The sequence below is a fragment of the Novosphingobium sp. FKTRR1 genome, assembly GCF_020404405.1.
Classification (GTDB): domain Bacteria; phylum Pseudomonadota; class Alphaproteobacteria; order Sphingomonadales; family Sphingomonadaceae; genus Novosphingobium.
The window spans coordinates 405,271-424,083 of the sequence record NZ_JAIZDA010000001.1; the positions used below are offsets into that span (position 1 = coordinate 405,271).

An 18,813-nucleotide genomic window follows, 5' to 3' on the forward strand; every position below is an offset into this window, starting at 1 on the left:
TGTCAGCGGATCAAGGTATCGACATAGTCGGCGCCGATGCCATTGCTGGCGTAGTGCTCGCGCGCGGCTTTCATGTAGTCGAACACGTCGTAATGGCCGGTGGTGTTGCCATCCTCGTCCAGCCACATCAGCGGGCCGGACACGACGAAGAACACCTTCATCGGGTCTTCATGCTCATAGCAGACCAGCGTGTGGCTCTCGCCCGGAGTCTCATAGACGAAGTCCCCGGCGGTCGCGGTCCAAGTATGCTCCAGATAGGCCCACTTGCCGCTGATGGTGTAGGCCCAGATCGGGTGCGGATGATAATGGCGGTTCACAAGACCGGCCTGCTTGCTCATCAGCACGTCGGCCCACATGTTCTTGGACGGGCTGATCCAGACCGGCTTGGAAAACACCGTCTCGCTGATCGGCACCCAATAGCGTTCGTCGCCCTCGGCGATCTTGGCGTGATAGACTTCGGGCAGTCCGCCTTCGCGGAACACGTTCTCGACCGGCTTGAGGTCTTTCCAGAATTCGCTGTGCGCAGCTTCGGGCATGGTGGGACTCCAGCGGAAATGTGCAGACGGGATGGAGGGACACCCCGCCTGCGAGGGGTTGCGATCGGATCAGAACTTCACGCCGATGCGGGCGTACCATTCGGCCGGACGGCTGTAGGTGCCGTAGATCTGGCCACCGGCAAGCTGGGCCTGCCCCGTGGTCAGGTACCGTTCGTTGGTCAGGTTGGTGCCGCCCACGGCCAGATCCCAGCGGCTGTCGGGTTCGCGATAGGTCACGCTGGCGTTGATCACCGTGGTCGACGGACGGTCGAGCAGGAAAGTGCCTTCGGTATCGTTGCGCATGCTGCTGGTGCGCGTCAGATCGCCGAGGAAGATCAGCTTGCCGTGCTTGCCCAGGCTCAGTTCGTAGCGCGGGCTGATGTTGAACTTCCACTTCGGCGTCTTGGGCAGCGCCGAGCCGACGAGCACGCCTTCCTGCAGGCCCGATGGCGCGACTTGCGCCGGAGCCAGCACGCTGGTGTACTTGGCATCGGTGAAGCCGACCGAGCCGGTTACCGTGAAGCCGGTGGCCGGAGCCGCCGTCACTTCGACCTCGAAGCCCTTGATCCGCGCATCGCCCGCATTCTGGATGGTCGGTGAAACGCCCTGCTGGAAGTTGAGCTGGATGCCCTTGTACTCGGTCAGGAACACCGCCGCGTTGATCTGCAGGTGGCGATCGAGCAGTTCGGACTTCACACCGCCTTCATACGTCGTCGCCTTTTCCGGACCGAAGCCGGGGGCATAAGGCAGCGGATTGGACAGGCGCGTGGTCCAGCCGCCGGTCTTGTAGCCCTTCGAGAAGCTGGCATAGATCATCACGTCGTCGGTGGGGTGGTACTGGATGCCGACCTTGGGCGAGAAGTTGTTGAACACCTTCTTCTGTTCGCCCGCGATGTAATAGCGCAGCGGCTGGCCCGGATTGGGGAAGTTGTTGTCGATACGGCACTGCTCGCTGATCGGCGTAAGCGAGGCGCAGTTGGGATCGCCGAACACTTGCGCCAGCTTGTAGTTCAAGCCGTTGGCGTCGGACTGGAAGCCCTCGAAGGTCTTGTCCTCGTGCGTGTAACGCCCGCCGATGGTGATACCGAACTGGTCGCTGAACTTGTAGTCCACCTGACCGTAAAACGCATAGTTCTTGGTCGCCAGGTTGTTCGGCCCGTCAACCTGCAGCAGCCCTTCGGCAAAGGTCACGTAATCGTGCAGATTGCCCGATTCCTTGAAGTAATAGGCGCCCAGCACATAGTTGAGCTTCTTGTCCAAGGCGTGGCCGGTCAGCTGCAGTTCCTGGCTGAACTGCTTCTGGTTCATGGTGAAGCTGGTGTGCAGGAAGTTGAGCGGCGATCCGTCCAGATCCATGCCCGCCGCCCAGTGCAGTTCGCGATAGGCGGTGATCGACTTGATCGACACATTGTCGGTCAGATCGTAATCGGCATTCAGCGACGCCCCGCCCTGCCGCAACTTCGAGAAGTTGTTGCCGTTGGCGTACGTTGTATCGATGCTGTTGGTGATGAAGCGGTTGTCATACGGCAGGCGGTTGTTGTTCGGGTTGTTGTCGGCATTGACGCCGAACAGCGGCGGCAGATCGACCACCGAGTTCAGCCCGCCGCGACGCCCGACATAGGCAACCGAAGGCGGCCCGCCGATGAAGCTGTCGCACGGTCCGGTAACGCCGCCCACAGTCGTCGTGGGATTGCCCGCGATCGCGCAATTGTACGTCCCGGCAAATACCGCCGGGAACGTGGTGATGACCTTGTTGGCGATCTGCGAGGTGTCGGTCTTGCTGTAATCGCCGCTCAGCGTCGCGCGGAACGAGCCGCCGTTGTTGAAGCGGATCTTGCCGCGCAAGTTGTAGGTGTTGTCGCCGCCTTCGGTGCCTTGCCCCGCGTTGTAATAGCCGGCCGCCTTCATCGAGGTGATCGGGTCCGACGCATAGTTCAGCGCGCCGGGATAGGCGATGCGGTGCATGTAGCCATCGCGCCGGATGGTCGAGAAGCTGAACGACGAGGACAGGCCATCGGTCAGCGGCACATCGACGGTGCCCTTGGCCGAGAACAGCCCGAAGCTGCCGGTCATCGCGCTGCCGACGAAACGGAACTTGTCGCCCGGATCGTGCGTGACGATCGAGATCGCGCCGCCGATGGTGTTGCGGCCGAACAGCGTGCCCTGCGGGCCCTTGAGCACTTCGACGCGCTCGACGTCGGGCAGATCCTGATTGGCGCCGACCGAGCGCGCCAGATAGACGCCATCCAGATAGATGCCGACGCCCGGATCGATGTTGAACGCAAAGTCGTTGGCGCCGATGCCGCGGATATAGGCCGAAAGCACCTGGCTCGACCCGGAGAACGGGGTGCCGGCGTCCAGCGTCACGTTGGGCGAGATGTTGGACAGCGACGCCACGCTGGTGACCGCGCGCTCCTGCAAGGCGGTCGACGTGAAGGCCGAAATCGAGATCGGCACGTCCTGCACGTTTTCGACGCGCTTTTGTGCGGTGACGACGATTTCCGCGATCCCGCCATTGCTGGCCTGATCGGCCTGCGGCGCGCCCTGATCGGCAGCATACGCGGGGTTGGCCAAAGCAACGGCCATGACCGCCAGCGATACGGCAACTTGTCTCATGTCTCTCTCCCGATTTGTCATTCTGGGTTCCGGGCGTGAACACACCCGTGGTATTGTTGACTTCTTCGTACCCATCAGCACCGTTGGACGCTTGCACTGGTGCGCAAGCCGATCAGGACTGAGGCGCAGCCCCTTCGTCAGCCACACCGCGCCGCCAGTCACGCGGCGCCTGCCCATACCGCTGGCGGAAACAGCGCGTGAAATAGGCGCTGTCGTTGAAGCCCAGTTCGAACGCCAGTTCGGTGATCGACCCGAACCCGCCCACACTCAGGCGGTCGGCCGCCAGCCGCAGCCGCTGTTCAAGGATGTAGGCGCTGGGGGTTGTGCCCAGCGTGGCAAACAGGTTCTGGATCGTCCGCACCGAGGTGTTGCAGGCCTGCGCCAGCGTGACCGTGCGCAAAGCGGGATCGCACAAGTTGGCGGCCACTTGCGCCAGAACGCGTTCGCGCAGCGCGGTTTCCGCCGCAAGAGCATGGGGATTTCCGGCGCCACGGCTCGCGCCCCCGGCCCCGCGCAAGGCCATCGCGACGAGGTCGTAGAACACGCCGCTGACCCCATCCTGCCAGTCCGGGTCGGCGTCGCTCTGGTCGCCTTGCCGCCAAAGCGACAGCAGGAAATCGTGAAACACCCGTCCGCCCGGACTGGCACCGCTCAGCCGACGGCTCATCGCATCGTCGAGCCCCGGAAACCGATCGAGCAGGGGCGCGCGCGGAAATTCGACCACCAACAGTTCATGCGCGGTCAGTTCCAGCGCATAAGGCGTGTGTGGCGTACCGAACACGAAATCGCCCGGCTCCAGCAGGCTTTCCGCGGTGCCTTGCCGGTGCAGGCTGCTGCCCCGGCACTGCAGGTGCAGGATAACCCGCTCCTCGCCCGAGGTATCGGCCAGGCGTCCAACCGCCGACGCGGTCGAGCGCGGACGGATCATCGCCAGATCGCCAAGGTTCCAAGCCAGCATCTCGCCCGAAAAAGCGGGGCTGGCCGAATTGACATACGTGCCGGTGTAGATGCGGTCGACCAGATCGTTCCAGAAGCGTAGCCGCTCGGGCGGCGCGATGGCCGAAGTTGCGAACTTGCGGATAGCGGTCATCGCCGTGCCCTCCGTTGCTGCATCATGCCGCCGCCAGCGCGGTCTTGCTGCGCCGCTGGACCACCCGTGGCGCAGATTCGATCAGGCCCAGCGCGCACAGCCCGGCCACGATGGTCAACCCGACCATCAGCCACATCGGCGCCGCCAGCCCGAAGCGGTCCGCCAGCGCACCTGCGAGGAACGGGCTGAGCACTCCGCCCACGACCTCGCCGATGCCCATGACCAGCCCGGTCAGTGTCGCGGTCAGCCGTGGATCGACCGACTCTGCCGGGATTGTCGCCATGAACATCGGGAACAGCCCGTTCAGGCCCCAGCCGACGAAGAAGATCGCCGCCAGCAACCATGCAGAGCCGGTGAAGAACATCGCGCCCAGCGGCAGGATCAGGCCAAGGAAGGCAAACCCGATCATCACCGGGCGACGGCCGATGGCGTCCGAAATGGCGGGCACCACCACGCTGCCGATCGCCGCCGAAAAGCCCAGCGTGGCCATCAGCCAGCTCATCGTGGTGGGGGCAAAGCCGCGTCCCTTGGTCAGGAACAGCGGCATGAACGCCCAGCACACCACCAGATACGATACCAGCGCGATGGCGATCAGCGCACACAGCAGCACGTTGCGATGCGCCAGCGCCTGCATCGCGGAAATGCGCGGGGCGCCGCTGGCCTCGTGCTTTGCCACTGGCGGTTCGCGCAAGGTGAAGGCGATCAGCAACGCCGTTACCACCCCCGGCAGCGCGGCCAGATAGAACCCGCTGCGCCATCCCGCCGCCAGCGCCACCGGCACCAGCAGCAAGGGCGCAAGGCCCGATCCCAACAAGTTCGAGCCAAGGTTCTGGCCAACCCCCATCGCCAGCCCGCGCCGCTCGGGCGCCACCTCGCCCACGATCAGCGCATGGCTGACCGGCATGACCCCGCCCTCAGCCGCGCCCATCAGCAGCCGCGCCGCCAGCAGCACCAGAAACGATCCGGCAAGCCCCGACAGAAACGAGCAGACGCAAAAGGCCAGCGTTGCCGCCACGATCACCGGCTTGCGCGCGCCCATCCTGTCGGACAGGCGGCCCACCGCAAGGCCCGACAGCGCCCAGGTCAGCGACAGCGCCGAACTGAACAGGCCTACCTGGGTGTTGGACAAGTTCAGATCGGGCTGCACGAAGGGCATCAGGAAGTTGAGCGCATTGCGATCGAAGAACAGGATGCCGAAGTTCAGGCTGAGCAGCCCGGTCGCCCACACCTGATAGCGCACGCTGGCCCGCCCGCTGGCCTGTCCGTTGGCCAGCCCCTCGGCATGATCCGTCGCAAGTGTGGCAGCGTCCATCATGTCTCCTTCCGCGCGCGGCGGCTGTTCTGGCTTGCGGGTGTCCGGCTCACAGGAACGGCCGGATCGGATCGCGCCCGTCCCAATCGCGTGCGGCCTGCCATTGCTGGGTGAAGTGCGCGTCCATTGCGGGCGTGACCGGGATCAGCTCGACAAAGCCGGGGACTGCAGGATGCCCGCCCTCAAGATAGGCGACCGCACCGCCCGTCGGCACCGGGGCGCGGAACGCCAGCCTGTAGCCGCGTTCCAGGTAGTCGGGCAGCGCGGCGTCCACGTCGTTCACCGCCACCCCGAAGTGATGGAAACCGTATCCGGTGCGCTCGATCGTCTCGCGATAGACCGACGGATTGGTGTCGAGCGACTGGATCAGTTCGATCTGCATGTGCCCGGCAAAGCCCATCGCGATCGCCACATCGGCGGTGGATGGCGCGCCCCGATAGACCTGCCCCTCGCTCAGAAAATGATCGAGCAGGAAGAACGGCCCTGCACCCTGATCGCGAATGAAATGGTCGATACTGGCGTGAATATCGGCAACGACGAACGCCGTCTGGCAGATCCCGCCGACCGTCTGACCAAATCCCAAAGTGCGTGCCATTGCCTTGCTCCAGCGCGACGCACCGGGGCCTGCGCGCCGCCCATAAGGCGAGCGCCCGGTTCCAGATGCATTCTCTCTCCATTCCCGACCGCCAAGCGCCTCTTGCGGGTGCTTTGCGGAAAAAACTCTATTTTACAGTGCTATGACGACCTTCCCGAACAATCCGGCCGAGGCCTGATAGCGCCACGCCTCAAGCGCATCGGCAAATGCGAACGTGCGGTCGATCACCGGCCTGATCGCGTGCGTATCGATAAATGCGTTCAACCGGTTGGCCATGCCGACCGAGCCGACGAAGATGCCGCGAATGCTCGCCCCTTTGAACATCAGTCCGTGCGGGCTGGTATCGCCCTCGCGCGTCAGCACACCGATCAGCGCGATCTCTCCGGCAAATCCGACTGCGGCGATGCTTTGCGCCAGCGTGCCAGCTCCGCCCACTTCGACCACGTGGTCGATCCCGCCGCCTGCCAGTTGCGCCGCCGCGCTGCCCCAATCGGGCACCGAGCGGTAATTGATCAGGTCGGTGACGCCCAATGCGCGCATACGCTCAAGCTTGTCATCCGACGATGACGTGGCGATCACCCGCGCTCCTGCGGCCAGTGCGATCTGCGCGGCCAGCACCGAAACGCCACCGGTGCCCAGTACCAGCACGCTTTCGCCCGCGCGCACCGGTCGGGGGCCCTCCATCAGCGCATTCCATGCGGTCACCCCGGCACACGGCAGACAGGCGGCTTCTTCGTAAGAAAGGCTCTGCGCAACACGCACCAGCCCGGTTTCGGGAAGCACGACGAATTCCTGCAACATCCCCGTTGCCGGTGGAGCGCCCAGCGCGGGGCCTGCGCCGGGGTGGGCCGGCCCGTCGCTCCAGTTCTGGAAGAAAGCACCTGCCACGCGGTCGCCCGGCGCAAACCCCGCGACATCCGCACCGACCGCCACGACCTCTCCCGCGCCGTCCGACAGCGGCACCGTGTCACGATCGACCGTGCCGCCCATGTAGCGGCCAAGCGGGATCAACTGGTCACGGAAGTTGAGCGAGCAGGCCCGAACCCGCACCAGCACTTCGCCCGGCCCCGGCACCGGTTGCGCTGCCTCGACCAGTTGCAGGTCGTCAAGCGAGGTTGCCCCCTTGCGGACGAGCCATTGCTGCATTGCCTCATGCCCTCCCCGAGCAGTGCTTATCCCTCAAGAAATGCCCGATTTAATCAGCAACACAAACAAAATTCTCGGCAGCGAATTTCACCTGACGGAATTGGTTGGATGGTAGGGTTTGCTCAGGCCTCGCGGCGGGCAAGGTCCATCGCCTCGCCGATGCCGCGCGCCGTCTGCTGCAGCAGGGCAAGATGGCGCAGCACTACCGCTTCATCGGCGCCGCGCCGCGCGGGCCAGGTCAGGTTGATCGTGGCCACCGGCGCGCCGCCCAGCAGGATCGGCACCGCCAGCGAACGGCGGCCATCATGCAGCACCAATTGCCGCGACCGATCGGGCCAGGGATGCAGCGGCTCGCGCGTGGCATAGCCGTTGCGGCGGATGTCGCGCAGCAGATCGCGCAGCGCTTCTTCCGATCCTGCGGGCGGATCGTTGGGCCGCAGCCGCGCAATGATGGCATCACGTTCATGCTCGGCGCAGGCGGACAGATAGGCGCGGCCGGTGGCGGTGTGGATATAGGACAACTTCACCCCGACCGGCCCGAGGATTGCCGAATCGAGCCGGAACAACGGGCTGTTGGTCTCCACGATCTCCATGTGATCGAGCCGGGGCACCGCCAGCACCGACGGCCACGCCGCCTTCGTCGACAGCGCCTTCATGTGCGGCGAGGCGATTTCGGCAAGCCGTTCGACCATCGCGGTGGGCGAATGCGCGGCGGCATCGATGTGCGGCAGATAGGCGCCATCGGCCAGCCGTTGCCAGACGAAGCCCATGCGCGAAAGCGTCAGCAGCATCCGCAGCAAAGTGGCCTTGGGCAAGCCCAGCGCGAGATGCAGTTCGTGCAGGCTCGCCCCGCGCCGGGCCTGCACTTCCAGCAGCACCGCCAGTCCCCGCTCAAGCGAGCGCACCGCCTTGACCTTGCGTTCCAGCATTCATCCACCCCGACACCAACGTTTCACCTCATGCAACATGATCGTTGCATAGCGGTTGGCAAAGTCAAACCGGCAGGCGCACAAGCGTTGCACCGGAGAGGGATAAAACATGACCGACCAGAACGGCGACCGTCATAACGGCGCGCAGGCTGATAGCGTGCAGGAAGAACCCAGTGGTGATCTGGCCAGTGCTGATCTGGCCAGTAATGATTTGGCCTGTAATGATTTGGCCAGCGTGCTGCTGATCATCACGCAGGACACCAAGTTGGAGGAAGCGCGGTTCGTCCGCGCCGCACTGGAAGACGCGGGCGTGCGCGTCGTGCACCTCGATCCCAGCGTGCGCCGCACCATCGGCGGGGCCGAGATCGCGCCCGAGGACGTGGCGCTGGCCGCTGGCACCACGATCGAACACGTGCGCGCGCTCGGTCACGAAGGGCGCTGTCAGGATGCCATGATCCGTGGCGCCATCGTCGCCGCACACGCGTGGCATGCGCAGGAGCCGCTATCGGGCATCCTTGCCATCGGTGGCTCGATGGGCTCGGCGCTGGCCGGGGCGGTGATGCAGACCTTTCCCTATGGCCTGCCCAAGCTGATCGTTTCGACCATGGCCTCGGGCTTCACCAAGCCTTACATGGGGGTCAAGGACATCGCGATGATGAACGCGGTGACCGATATCTCCGGGCTCAACACCATCAGCCGCGATGTATTCCGCAATGCCGCGCATGCCGTGGCCGGAATGGCGCGCGGCTATGACCGCAGCCGCGCCGCCGACCGCCCGCTGGTCCTGATCACGACGCTGGGCACCACCGAGATGTCGGTGCGGCGCATCCGCGAGGCGCTGGAAACTGACGGCTGCGAGGTCATGGTCTTTCACTCCTCGGGCGCGGGCGGGCCGACGCTCGACGCACTGGCGCTCGACAAGGACGTGGCGCTGGTGCTCGACCTGTCGCAGACCGAAATCCTCGACCACTTGTTCGGCGGCCTCGCCGATTCCGGCCCGGAGCGCGGGCGCCCCGCCTTGCGCAAGGGCATTCCCACGATCCTTGCGCCGGGCAATTCGGACTTCATCATCGGCGGACCGATCGATGCCGCGCGCGCGCAGTTCCCCGGCCGCCGTTATCACGAACACAACCCGCAGCTTACCGCCGTGCGCACCACCAATGCCGATCTGGAACGGCTGGCTGACCACCTTGCCGCCAACGTCGCGCTGGCGCAGGGCCCGGTGCAGGTGTTCGTCCCGTTGCACGGCCTTTCCAGCCACGACAGTCCGCAAGGCCATTTGCTCGACCGGTCGGTGCCGCCGCCTTTCGCTGCGTACTTGCGCAAGGTCATGCCCGAGCACGTGCCGGTGACCGCCATCGACGCGCACTTCAACGACACCGCCTTTTCCGACGCGATCATCGCCGCATCGCGCCAACTGCTTGCCGACAGGACTTGATACCATGGCCGAAGACCTGCCGTTGACCGCCGAGGACGTTGCCGAGATCGTCGCCATTCTTGAACGGTCACCCTACCGGGATCTGGATCTGGCTACACGCCGGTTCCGGCTGCGCGTCACACGCGGCGAAGGACAGGACGCCGGTTTCACGCAGGAATGGCAGTGGGCTGGTGCGGGCGCGGTGTCCGATACCGCCGCCGCTGGCGTGGTTGCGGCCGACGATCCGCTGGCAATCGGCGCGCCCTTGCCCGGCACGTTCTATCACGCCCCCCAGCCCGGCGCGCCGCCGTTCGTCGCGGTGGGTGATGAGGTCGGCCCCGACAGCGTGGTCGGCATTGTCGAGACGATGAAGCTGATGAACCCGGTCCATGCCGGGCGCAGCGGCATAGTGGCGCAAGTGCTGGTGCCCGATGGCACGATGGTGGCGCGCGGCGATCCCCTGATCCGCCTTGCCGGGCCAGCGGCATGATCCGGCGCCTGTTCATCGCCAACCGGGGCGAGATCGCCTTGCGCGTGATCCGCACGGCAAGGCGCATGGGGATCACCACCGTGCTCGGGGTCAGCGAGGCGGACAAGGCTTCGCTTCCCGCGGAACAGGCCGACGAGATCGCGCTGGTCGGCCCAGCGCCATCTTCGCAAAGCTACCTTTCGATCGAGCGGGTCGTGGCCGCCGCCAGCGCGGCAGGCTGCGACGCGGTGCATCCGGGATACGGTTTCCTGTCCGAAAACGCCGCGTTTGCCCGCGCGGTCGGCGCTGCGGGAATGCGCTTTGTCGGGCCGGACATTGCCACGCTTGAGGGCATGGGCGACAAGCTGGCCGCGCGCCGTCTGGCGCTCGCCGCCGGGCTGCCCGTGTTGCCGGGGGGTGAGGCCGAGACGCCCGAGGCCGTGCAGGCCCGCGCCGCCGAAACCGGCTACCCCCTGCTGCTCAAGGCCGTGGCGGGTGGCGGCGGCAAGGGCATGCGCCGGGTCGACCGGCCCGAGGATCTCGACGCCGCGCTGGCCATGGCCCGCGCAGAAGCGCAAGCCTCGTTCGGCAACGCGGCCGTCTATGTCGAGCGCTTCGTCGCGCTGGGGCGGCATGTCGAAGTGCAGTTGCTGGGCGATGGCACCGCCGCGCTCCATCTGGGGACGCGCGACTGTTCGATCCAGCGGCGCTTTCAGAAACTGGTCGAGGAAGCCCCGGCCCCGGCGCTCCCCGACGCGGCGCGCGGCGCCATCGAGCAAGCCGCCGTGCGGCTGGCGCGGCACATCGGCTATCGCGGTGCGGGGACGGCTGAGTTTCTGGTCGATGCGACCGATTTCGCGTTCTATTTCCTTGAACTGAACGCGCGTATTCAGGTGGAACATCCGGTTACCGAAGCGATCACCGGGGTCGATCTGGTCGAGCAACAGTTGCTCGTCGCCATGGGCAAGCCGCTGACGCTGACGCAGACCATGATCCGCCCGCGCGGCCATGCCATCGAAATGCGCATCAACGCCGAAGACCCCGACGCCGATTTCCGTCCCGCGCCCGGCACCGTCACCCGCGCTGCGTGGCCGGCAGGCCCCGGCATCCGCATCGACACACATATCGCGCAGGGCGGGCAGATCCCGCCGTTCTATGACTCGCTGATGGGCAAGCTCATCGTCCATGGCGCAACGCGTGCCGATGCCGTGACCCTGCTGGCGCGCGCGCTCGGCTCGCTGGCCATCGAAGGCGTGGCAACTACCGCATCGTTGCACCGCCGCATCGCCGCCGACCCGCGCTTCATCGCGGGCGGGGTCGATACCGGCTTTCTGGGAGGGCTGCGGCCATGACCGAGCTTCGCCTTGTCGATGTCACCATGCGCGACGGCAACCAGAGCCTGTGGGGCGCCACCGGCCTTAACACCGCGCACATGCTGCAAGCCGCCGCACTGACCGAAGCCTGCGGCTTTCGCGCCATCGACTTCACCTCGTCCAGCCACATGGCGGTGGCCGTCCGCTATTTCCGCAACGACCCGTGGGAGCGGCTGCGGCGCATGGCGGCAGCGATGCCGACCACGCCGTTGCAGTTCATCACCACGGGCTTGCGCTTCATCGCCTGGCAACAGGCGGACCCGGAGTTCATGCGGCTGGTCTATCGCACGCTGCAGGCCAACGGCGTGGGCCGCTTCGTGCTGCTCGACCCGATGCACGAGATTCCCGCCGTGATCGAAGCGGCGCGGCTGGTGAAGCAGGAAGGCAGCGCAGAGGTCATGGCCGCGCTGACCTTCACCCTGTCGGACGTGCACACCGATGCGTTCTATGCCGACTTTGCCCGCACGCTGGCACAAAGCCCCGACATCGACCTGTTCTATGTCAAAGACCCCTCGGGCCTGCTCTCGATCGATCGGGTGCGCACGCTGGCCCCGGCGGTGAAAGCCGCGATCGGCACCAAGCCGCTGGAAATCCATGCCCACACCACCATCGGTCAGGGCATGCTGTCGAGCCTTGAGGCGGCAAAGCTGGGCATCAGCGCGATTCATGTCGGCGTCGGGCCGGGCGGAGACGGTTCCTCGCTGCCCGAAGCCAACCGCATGTTGGCCAATCTTGAGGAGGCGGGCCACACCGTCGCCATCGACAAGGCCGCGCTCGCCCGCCTGACATCGTACTGGACGCGTCTGGCCATGGCCGAGGGATTGCCTGCAGGAACGCCGCAGAACTTCGACGCCAGCTTCCTGCGCCACCAGATCGCGGGCGGGGTGATGACCACCACCGCGCGGCAGCTTGAAGAGCTGGGGCTGGCCGACCGGCTGGGCGCGGTCATCGCCGAAACCGAGCAAGTCCGGGCGGAACTGGGCTATCCGATCATGGTCACGCCGTTCCCGCAGATGGTCATGAGCCAGGCGCTGTTCAACGTGATCGGCACGCGCCGCTATGCGCAAGTGTCCGATCAGGTGATCCGCTATTGCATGGGCAAGTTCGGCAAGCCGACATCGCCGGTCGATCCGGCGGTGCTGGCCGCGATCATGGACCGGCCGCGCGCGCGCGAACTTGCCAACGAGGCCGACTTCCCGACGCTGGCCGACTTGCGCCGCCAGTTCGGCGCGCACTTGCCCGACGAGGAGTTCCTGCTGCGCGCGGTCATGCCGGGCGATCAGGTGGACGCCATGCTGGCCGCCGGTCCGTCGCGGTCCGGCTACACGCCCGAGGCCGCACCCGTCCTTGCCCTGCTGCGCAAGCTGGCCGCTGCGCCCACGGCGCGCGACCTTGTGGTGGAGCGCGGCTCGTTCCGCCTTGCCCTTCATGCCGGAGCCGGTCTTTGATCACGCCAGACCACGCCGCCGCCTTGCGCGATGCCGCAGGGTTCATCTTCGACATGGATGGCACGATCGCGCTGGGCGACGCACAGAGCGGCGGGCACAACGCCCTGCCCCATGCCATTGCGGTGCTCGCTGCGTTAAAGGCGCGCGGCGTGCCCTATGTCGTGTTCACCAACGGCACCGCCAAGCCGCCCGCCGCCTATGCCGCGTCATTGCGCGCGGCCGGTTTTGCGGTCGATGACGCGCAGATGCTGACACCTTCGTCGGCGGCGGCAAGCTGGGCCTTGCGCGAAGGCGTGGGCAAGATCCGCGTGCTGGGCAACGCCGGTTGCGCCGCGCCCTTGCGAGATGCGGGGCTTGACGTGGTCGGCCCGTCCGAACCGGCAGACGGGGTGGAGGCGGTCTATACCGGCTGGTTCCGCGAGTTCGATTTCGATGCGCTGGAGGCCGGGTGCCATTCGCTGTGGAACGGCGCGCGGCTGCTGACCGCAAGCCACGTGCCGTTCTTCGCCACCGCTACGGGCCGCGCAATCGGATCGAGCTATGCGATCAACGCAATGCTCACGTCGATGACCGGCAAGCGCGCGCGCATTCTGGGCAAGCCGTCGCGCGTGGCCTTCGACGCCGCGCTGCGGGTGATGGGCCTGCCGCGTTCGGCGGCGCGCGCAATGGTGGTGGTGGGCGACGATCCGGCGCTGGAAATGCGCATGGCCAATGCGGTCGGCGCGCTGTCGGTCGGCCTGCGCACCGGCATCATGAAAGCCGATGCCGTGCTGCCCGAACGCGACCGGCCAGCCGTGTTGCTCGATGGGCTTGCGCCATTGCTCGACGTTCTGGCATGAGTCGCGCGAGGGAGGAACCTGAACAGTGCAAACAGTCCGTGACGTGACCATTGCGCTGTTGCGCGACTTGAACATGACCCGCATCTTCGGCAATCCGGGTTCGACCGAATTGCCGCTGTTCCGCGATTTCCCCGATGATTTCAGCTATGTGCTGGGCCTTCAGGAATCGGTCGTGCTGGGCATGGCCGATGGCTATGCGCAAGCCAGCGGCACCGCCGCGCTGGTCAACCTCCATTCCTCCGCAGGCACCGGCCACGCCTTGGGCAATCTGTTCACCGCGTTCAAGAACCAGACCCCGCTGGTGGTCACCGCTGGGCAACAGGCCCGCGCGATCCTGCCCTACGATCCGTTCCTCTACGCCGAGCGCGCGACCGAATTTCCGCAGCCTTTCGTCAAATGGGCGATCGAACCGGCCCGGGCCGAAGACGTGCCCGCCGCCATCGCCCGCGCCTGGCACATCGCGATGCAGGCCCCGCAAGGGCCGACGTTCGTGTCGATCCCCATCGACGATTGGGACAAGCCTTGCCCGCCGTTCCGGCCACACCGCATGGCCAGCGCCAATCCCGGCGATCCGGCAGCGCTGACCGAAGCCGCGCAATGGCTGGCGCAGGCCGAACGCCCCGCTTTCGTGGTCGGTGCCGGAGCCGCGCGCGATGGCGCATGGGACGCGCTGATCGCCTTGGCCGAACGCCACCGCGCGGCGGTTTGGGTCGCGCCGATGGCGGCACGCAACGCCTTCCCCGAAGATCACCCGCTGTTCGCCGGGTTCCTTACCGCGATGCGCGAGCGGATTGTTGCCGACCTTGCCGGGCACGACCTGATCGTGGCGTTCGGCGGGCCTGTCTCGCTCTACCATGTCGAAGGCGCGGGCCCGCACTTGCCCGAGACCGCGCGCGCGGTATTCATCGCCGACAATCCGAGCCAGGCCGCGTGGGCGCCATGTGATCTGGCCATCGTGGCAGACACGCGTCTGGCGGCGCAAACGCTGCTCGACGGACCCGCTCCCGCCGAGCGCGCAGCCCCGCCGCCGCGCACGCCAGCCCCGGCGCTGACCGGCGCGCCTTTTTCCGATGCCTACCTGCTGCAACAGATTGCGCGCCTGCGTCCGCACGGCTCGGTGATCGTCGAGGAAGCGCCGTCGAGCCGTGGGCCGATGCACGACTACCTGCCGATCACCGCGCGCGACACGTTCTACACATGCGCCAGCGGCGGCCTTGGCCACGGCTTGCCCGCCGCGATCGGCGTCGCACTGGCGCGGCCCGACGACAAGATCATCGCGGTGCTGGGCGACGGGTCGAGCATGTACGCCATTCAGGGCTTGTGGACGGCGGCGCGGCTGGGGCTGTCGATTACCTTCATCATCATCAACAACGGTCGGTACGAAGCGTTGCACCACTTCGGTCGCCAGTTCGGGATGCAGCGGCTCGAAGGCACCGACTTGTCGGGCATCGACTTTGCCGACATCGCCCGCGCACAGGGCCTTGCCGCCACGACGGTGAGCGAAGTCGGCGAACTCGATGCCGCGCTGGCTGGCGCGTTCGTGGCCGAAGGCCCCACTCTGATCGACGTGAGGGTGGAATGACCGGAGCGGTTGATTATCGCGCGCTGCAACGGCTGATCGACGACCGCCCCGACGAAGGCCTGTTCCGCGTGCACCGCGCCGTGTTTGACGATCCGGGCGTGTTCGATCTGGAAATGCAGCGCATCTTTGCCGGTGGCTGGGTGTTTCTGGGCCTGTCCTGTCAGGCGCCGGCCCCGCACGACTTCTTCACCACGATGATCGGCCGGGTGCCGGTGCTGGTGACGCGCGATGGTGACGGCCGCCTGCACGGACTGGTCAACAGTTGCCCGCACAAAGGCGCGCGCGTGGCGCAATTGCGCAGCGGCAACAGTCGGCTGCACGTCTGTCCCTATCATAGCTGGAGCTTCGATTCCGCCGGGCGGAACAAGGCGATCAAGTGGAAGTCGGGCGGCTGCTATCCGCAGGGGTTTGCCGCGCTGGGACAGGATCTGCCCGCGTTGCCCGCCTTTGGCGACTATCGCGGCTTTCTGTTCGGCAGCCTGACCGCCGCCGTCCCGCCGATCGAGGATCATCTTGGCGGTGCCGCGCGTTTGCTTGACCTCGTTGCCGACCAGAGCGCCGACGGCTTTGAACTGGTGCCGGGCTCGGTGACGTTCACCTATGACGCCAACTGGAAGCTGCAGTTGGAAAACTGCTCGGACGCCTATCACTTCACCTCGGCGCATCCGTCGTACATCCGCATCCTCGAAAACCGGCGCGAGGGCGGCAACACCGATGCGGTCAAGTCGATCTGGGAGGAAACCGACTACTGGACCGGCGAGTATGGCGGTTCCGAAATTCAGGGCGGCAGTTACAGCTTTGCCAATGGCCATGTGCTCAACTGGGGCCGCTTCGGCATCACGCCGGCACATCCGTTGTTCGACCGCCACGAAGAACTGCTTGCGCGCGTTGGCCCGGCGCAGATGGCGTGGATGTTCAACATGCGCAACCTCACCATATTCCCCAACCTGCAAATCGCCGAAAACGCCAGCAGCCAGTTGCGGGTGATCCGCCCCATCGCCGCCAACCGGACCGAGATGCGCACCTGGTGCATCGCGCCAAAGGGCGAAAGCGCCCCCGCGCGCAGCCACCGCATCCGGCAGTACGAGGATTTCTTCAACCCCAGCGGCATGGCCACGCCCGACGATACCGTCGCCTACGAAGCCTGCCAGCGCGGCTTTGCCAGCCGGGTGGAGCCGTGGCTGCAAGGGTACATGCGCGGCACCGCACGATCAGCGGCAGGAGGCAACACGCTGTCCGATGCCATCGACATGACCGCGCAACGCTCGGTGCTGGCCGACGCGCAGACTTGCGATGAAACGCTCTACCACAGCTATTACCGCGAATGGGCCCGGCGGATGAGCGCTGTCGAGGGGGGCCCGGCATGAGCCTGTCGCTTACCCGCGCCGCCGCCGAAGACCTGCTTTACCGCGAAGCACTGTACCTCGACACCCGCCGCTGGGACGAATGGCTGGCACTCTATCTGCCCGATGCCACCTTCCACGTCCCGGCTTGGCGCGACGAAACCAGCCAGACCCAAGACCCCGAAACCGAACTGTCGCTGGTGTGGTACAAGGGGCGGGCCAATCTTGAGGACCGGGTCTGGCGCGCGCGCTCTGGCCTGTCGCTTGCCTCAAGCCCGCTGCCGCGGGTGGTCCATCTGATCGCCAACGTCGTGGTCGAGGATGCGCAGGTGGAGGCGGGGACAGGTGTTGTCGGCAGCGCCTTCACCGTTCATTTGCACGATCCGCGCGCCGAGCGGACGCACGCGTTCTTTGGCCGCTATCGCCATGTGCTGGTGGAACACGATGGCGCATGGCGGATCGCGGCCAAGACCGTCCACTTGCTCAACGACGTGATCCCGACGGTGATCGACTTCCATTCGCTCTGAGCCGAAAGCGCGAACCATGAACACGAATCTGGGCGTAGTGGTGATCGGCGCGGGCGCGATGGGCTGCTTCTTTGCCGCCAGACTGGCCGAAACCGGCCATCGCGTCAGTGTGGTCGATGTCGATGCTGCGCGGCTGGCGGCCATCGCCGGCCAAGGGCTGGCGCTGGAAGACGATGGCGGCGCACGCACCGTGCATGTCGGCGCGATCACCGCCGCGCAGTTGTCTGGCCCCGCCGATCTGCTGATCGTGTTCACCAAGGGCATGCACACCGCCAGCGCGATCGCCGCCGCATCCGCTGCCATCGGCCCGGACACCGCCGTCGTGACGCTGCAAAACGGGCTGGGCAATGCCGAAGTCATCGCGCACCACGCCTTGCCTCGCCAGATCGTGTTCGGCGTCACCGACCTGCCGGCCGATTTCCACGCGCCAAACCGGGTGAGTTCGCACGGCGCTGGCAAGATCGCGTTGTGGAGCATGATCGATGCAGCCACCCCGGCGGTCGAACGAGCGCACGCTGCACTTACCCTTGCCGGTTTCGCCGCCACCATCGATCCGCAAACGCAGGCGCGCGTGTGGGAGAAGCTGGCGTTCAACGCCGCGCTCAACCCGCTTGCCGCGCTGCTGGGGGTTCCCGTCGGCGGGCTGAACACACCCGAAGCGCGCAGCCTTGCCGCGCGCGTGGTCGATGAAGTCTGCGCCGTTGCGGCCAAGCTGGGCATCGCCCCCGACCGCGCGCAGATCGACGCACGCATCGATCACGCCTTGCGCACGCATACCTTGCACAAGCCATCGATGTTGCAGGATGTTCTCGCCCGCCGCGCCACCGAGATCGCCTTCATCAACGGTGCTGTGGCCGAGCGCGGCGAAGCACATGGCGTGCCGACCCCGCTCAACCGCATGCTGGCCGATCTGGTGCGGGTGCGCGAAGCGGTGCCCGAAGGCTTGGCGGTGGCAGGCTGAGCAGGCAGCGCGGCATCACTGCGCGCAGTCGAATACCTGCCCTGCATGCATGGCGATGAAACGCTGCGGATCGATGCCGCGTTCGGCCAGTCCTTGCGCCAGTTGCTCCAGCGGATCTTCGCGCGGTTCGTCGGTTAGCTTGAACGTGCCCCAATGGATGCCCAGCGCCTGTCGCGCGTCCAGTTGCTCCATGATCGCGATCGCTTCGGTCGGATTGGTGTGCTGCGCCGCCATGAACCAGCGCGGATCATAAGCGCCGATCGGCAGCAGCGCGATATCGACCGGGCCGAACTCCTGCCGCAACCGGTCGAAGATGGCGCCGGTGCCATAGCCGGTATCGCCCGCAAAATAGATCAGGCGCCCCGCAGCCCGCAGCATGAAACCACCCCAAAGCGCCATCCGGCGGTCGCTTGGGGACCGCGATGACCAATGCAGCGCGGGCACGACAAAGGCCTCCACCCCCGGAGAAATCGTTACGGACTGCCCCCAATCGCGGGCGATCATGCGGATTCCGACGATCGCGCGCATGTATTGCGATCTGATGCCGCGCAGCGTTCCGATTTGATCGCGCGCAGGTAAAGCACCTGATCGTTGGTATCTATTCGCACTATGGTTTGGCGTTGGTCAAGC

At 66.1% G+C, this 18,813-nt stretch carries 17 protein-coding genes; 9 read left to right on the plus strand and 8 right to left on the minus strand.

Going from position 1 to position 18,813, the window contains the following annotated elements:
- Positions 1-2: 2 nt before the first annotated feature.
- From LDN95_RS01690 to LDN95_RS01720, 7 genes are all read right to left on the minus strand, one after another.
- The gene (locus LDN95_RS01690) at positions 3-536 is read right to left on the minus strand and encodes a 2,4'-dihydroxyacetophenone dioxygenase family protein (protein WP_226015885.1); all 534 of its coding nucleotides are present in this window, start codon (positions 534-536) and stop codon (positions 3-5) included.
- Between the two features lie 69 nt (positions 537-605).
- Complete coding sequence (locus tag LDN95_RS01695; RefSeq protein WP_226015886.1) at positions 606-3,152, minus strand: TonB-dependent receptor; 2,547 nt, start codon at positions 3,150-3,152, stop codon at positions 606-608.
- A 112-nt stretch (positions 3,153-3,264) separates the two neighbouring features.
- Positions 3,265-4,242 carry a helix-turn-helix domain-containing protein gene (locus tag LDN95_RS01700; RefSeq protein WP_226015887.1) on the minus strand — a complete coding sequence of 326 codons (978 nt, stop codon included), beginning with the start codon at positions 4,240-4,242 and terminating at the stop codon, positions 3,265-3,267.
- A 22-nt stretch (positions 4,243-4,264) separates the two neighbouring features.
- Complete coding sequence (locus tag LDN95_RS01705; RefSeq protein ID WP_255630095.1) at positions 4,265-5,554, minus strand: MFS transporter; 1,290 nt, start codon at positions 5,552-5,554, stop codon at positions 4,265-4,267.
- 49 nt (positions 5,555-5,603) lie between these two features.
- Positions 5,604-6,149 carry a VOC family protein gene (locus LDN95_RS01710; protein ID WP_226015889.1) on the minus strand — a complete coding sequence of 182 codons (546 nt, stop codon included), beginning with the start codon at positions 6,147-6,149 and terminating at the stop codon, positions 5,604-5,606.
- A 132-nt stretch (positions 6,150-6,281) separates the two neighbouring features.
- A complete protein-coding gene (locus LDN95_RS01715) occupies positions 6,282-7,295 on the minus strand; it encodes an NAD(P)-dependent alcohol dehydrogenase (protein WP_226015890.1) in 1,014 nt (337 codons plus the stop codon).
- Between the two features lie 122 nt (positions 7,296-7,417).
- Positions 7,418-8,224 carry a helix-turn-helix domain-containing protein gene (locus LDN95_RS01720; RefSeq protein ID WP_226015891.1) on the minus strand — a complete coding sequence of 269 codons (807 nt, stop codon included), beginning with the start codon at positions 8,222-8,224 and terminating at the stop codon, positions 7,418-7,420.
- Between the two features lie 109 nt (positions 8,225-8,333).
- Between LDN95_RS01720 and LDN95_RS01725 the strand changes: the two genes are divergently transcribed.
- The 9 genes from LDN95_RS01725 to LDN95_RS01765 are packed head-to-tail and all read left to right on the plus strand — an operon-like array spanning position 8,334 to position 18,183.
- Positions 8,334-9,662, plus strand: coding sequence for a Tm-1-like ATP-binding domain-containing protein (locus LDN95_RS01725; protein WP_226015892.1), 1,329 nt, complete (start codon positions 8,334-8,336; stop codon positions 9,660-9,662).
- A gap of 4 nt (positions 9,663-9,666) precedes the next feature.
- On the plus strand, positions 9,667-10,131 hold the full coding sequence (locus tag LDN95_RS01730; RefSeq protein ID WP_226015893.1) for a biotin/lipoyl-containing protein: 465 nt from the start codon (positions 9,667-9,669) through the stop codon (positions 10,129-10,131).
- The gene (locus LDN95_RS01735) at positions 10,128-11,462 is read left to right on the plus strand and encodes an acetyl/propionyl/methylcrotonyl-CoA carboxylase subunit alpha (RefSeq protein WP_226015894.1); all 1,335 of its coding nucleotides are present in this window, start codon (positions 10,128-10,130) and stop codon (positions 11,460-11,462) included. The genes LDN95_RS01730 and LDN95_RS01735 overlap by 4 nt, the downstream gene beginning before the upstream one ends.
- A complete protein-coding gene (locus tag LDN95_RS01740) occupies positions 11,459-12,931 on the plus strand; it encodes a biotin carboxyl carrier protein (RefSeq protein WP_226015895.1) in 1,473 nt (490 codons plus the stop codon). The genes LDN95_RS01735 and LDN95_RS01740 overlap by 4 nt, the downstream gene beginning before the upstream one ends.
- Positions 12,928-13,770, plus strand: coding sequence for an HAD-IIA family hydrolase (locus LDN95_RS01745; RefSeq protein WP_226015896.1), 843 nt, complete (start codon positions 12,928-12,930; stop codon positions 13,768-13,770). The genes LDN95_RS01740 and LDN95_RS01745 overlap by 4 nt, the downstream gene beginning before the upstream one ends.
- A 25-nt stretch (positions 13,771-13,795) precedes the next feature.
- Positions 13,796-15,352: a benzoylformate decarboxylase gene (mdlC, locus tag LDN95_RS01750; protein ID WP_226015897.1), complete on the plus strand. Its 1,557-nt coding sequence runs from the start codon at positions 13,796-13,798 to the stop codon at positions 15,350-15,352.
- Positions 15,349-16,719, plus strand: a complete 1,371-nt coding sequence (locus tag LDN95_RS01755) for an SRPBCC family protein (RefSeq protein ID WP_226015898.1) — start codon at positions 15,349-15,351, stop codon at positions 16,717-16,719. The genes mdlC and LDN95_RS01755 overlap by 4 nt, the downstream gene beginning before the upstream one ends.
- Positions 16,716-17,222 (plus strand): aromatic-ring-hydroxylating dioxygenase subunit beta, encoded by a 507-nt coding sequence (locus LDN95_RS01760; protein WP_226015899.1) that lies wholly within the window; start codon positions 16,716-16,718, stop codon positions 17,220-17,222. Before LDN95_RS01755 ends, LDN95_RS01760 begins: the two co-directional genes overlap by 4 nt.
- Positions 17,223-17,238: 16 nt before the next feature.
- Positions 17,239-18,183, plus strand: a complete 945-nt coding sequence (locus LDN95_RS01765; RefSeq protein ID WP_226015900.1) for a ketopantoate reductase family protein — start codon at positions 17,239-17,241, stop codon at positions 18,181-18,183.
- Between the two features lie 15 nt (positions 18,184-18,198).
- Here the strand turns inward: LDN95_RS01765 and LDN95_RS01770 are convergent, their stop codons facing one another.
- Entirely contained in the window at positions 18,199-18,711 is a 513-nt protein-coding gene (locus tag LDN95_RS01770; protein ID WP_226015901.1) for an MBL fold metallo-hydrolase, read from the minus strand.
- Positions 18,712-18,813: the final 102 nt, after the last annotated feature.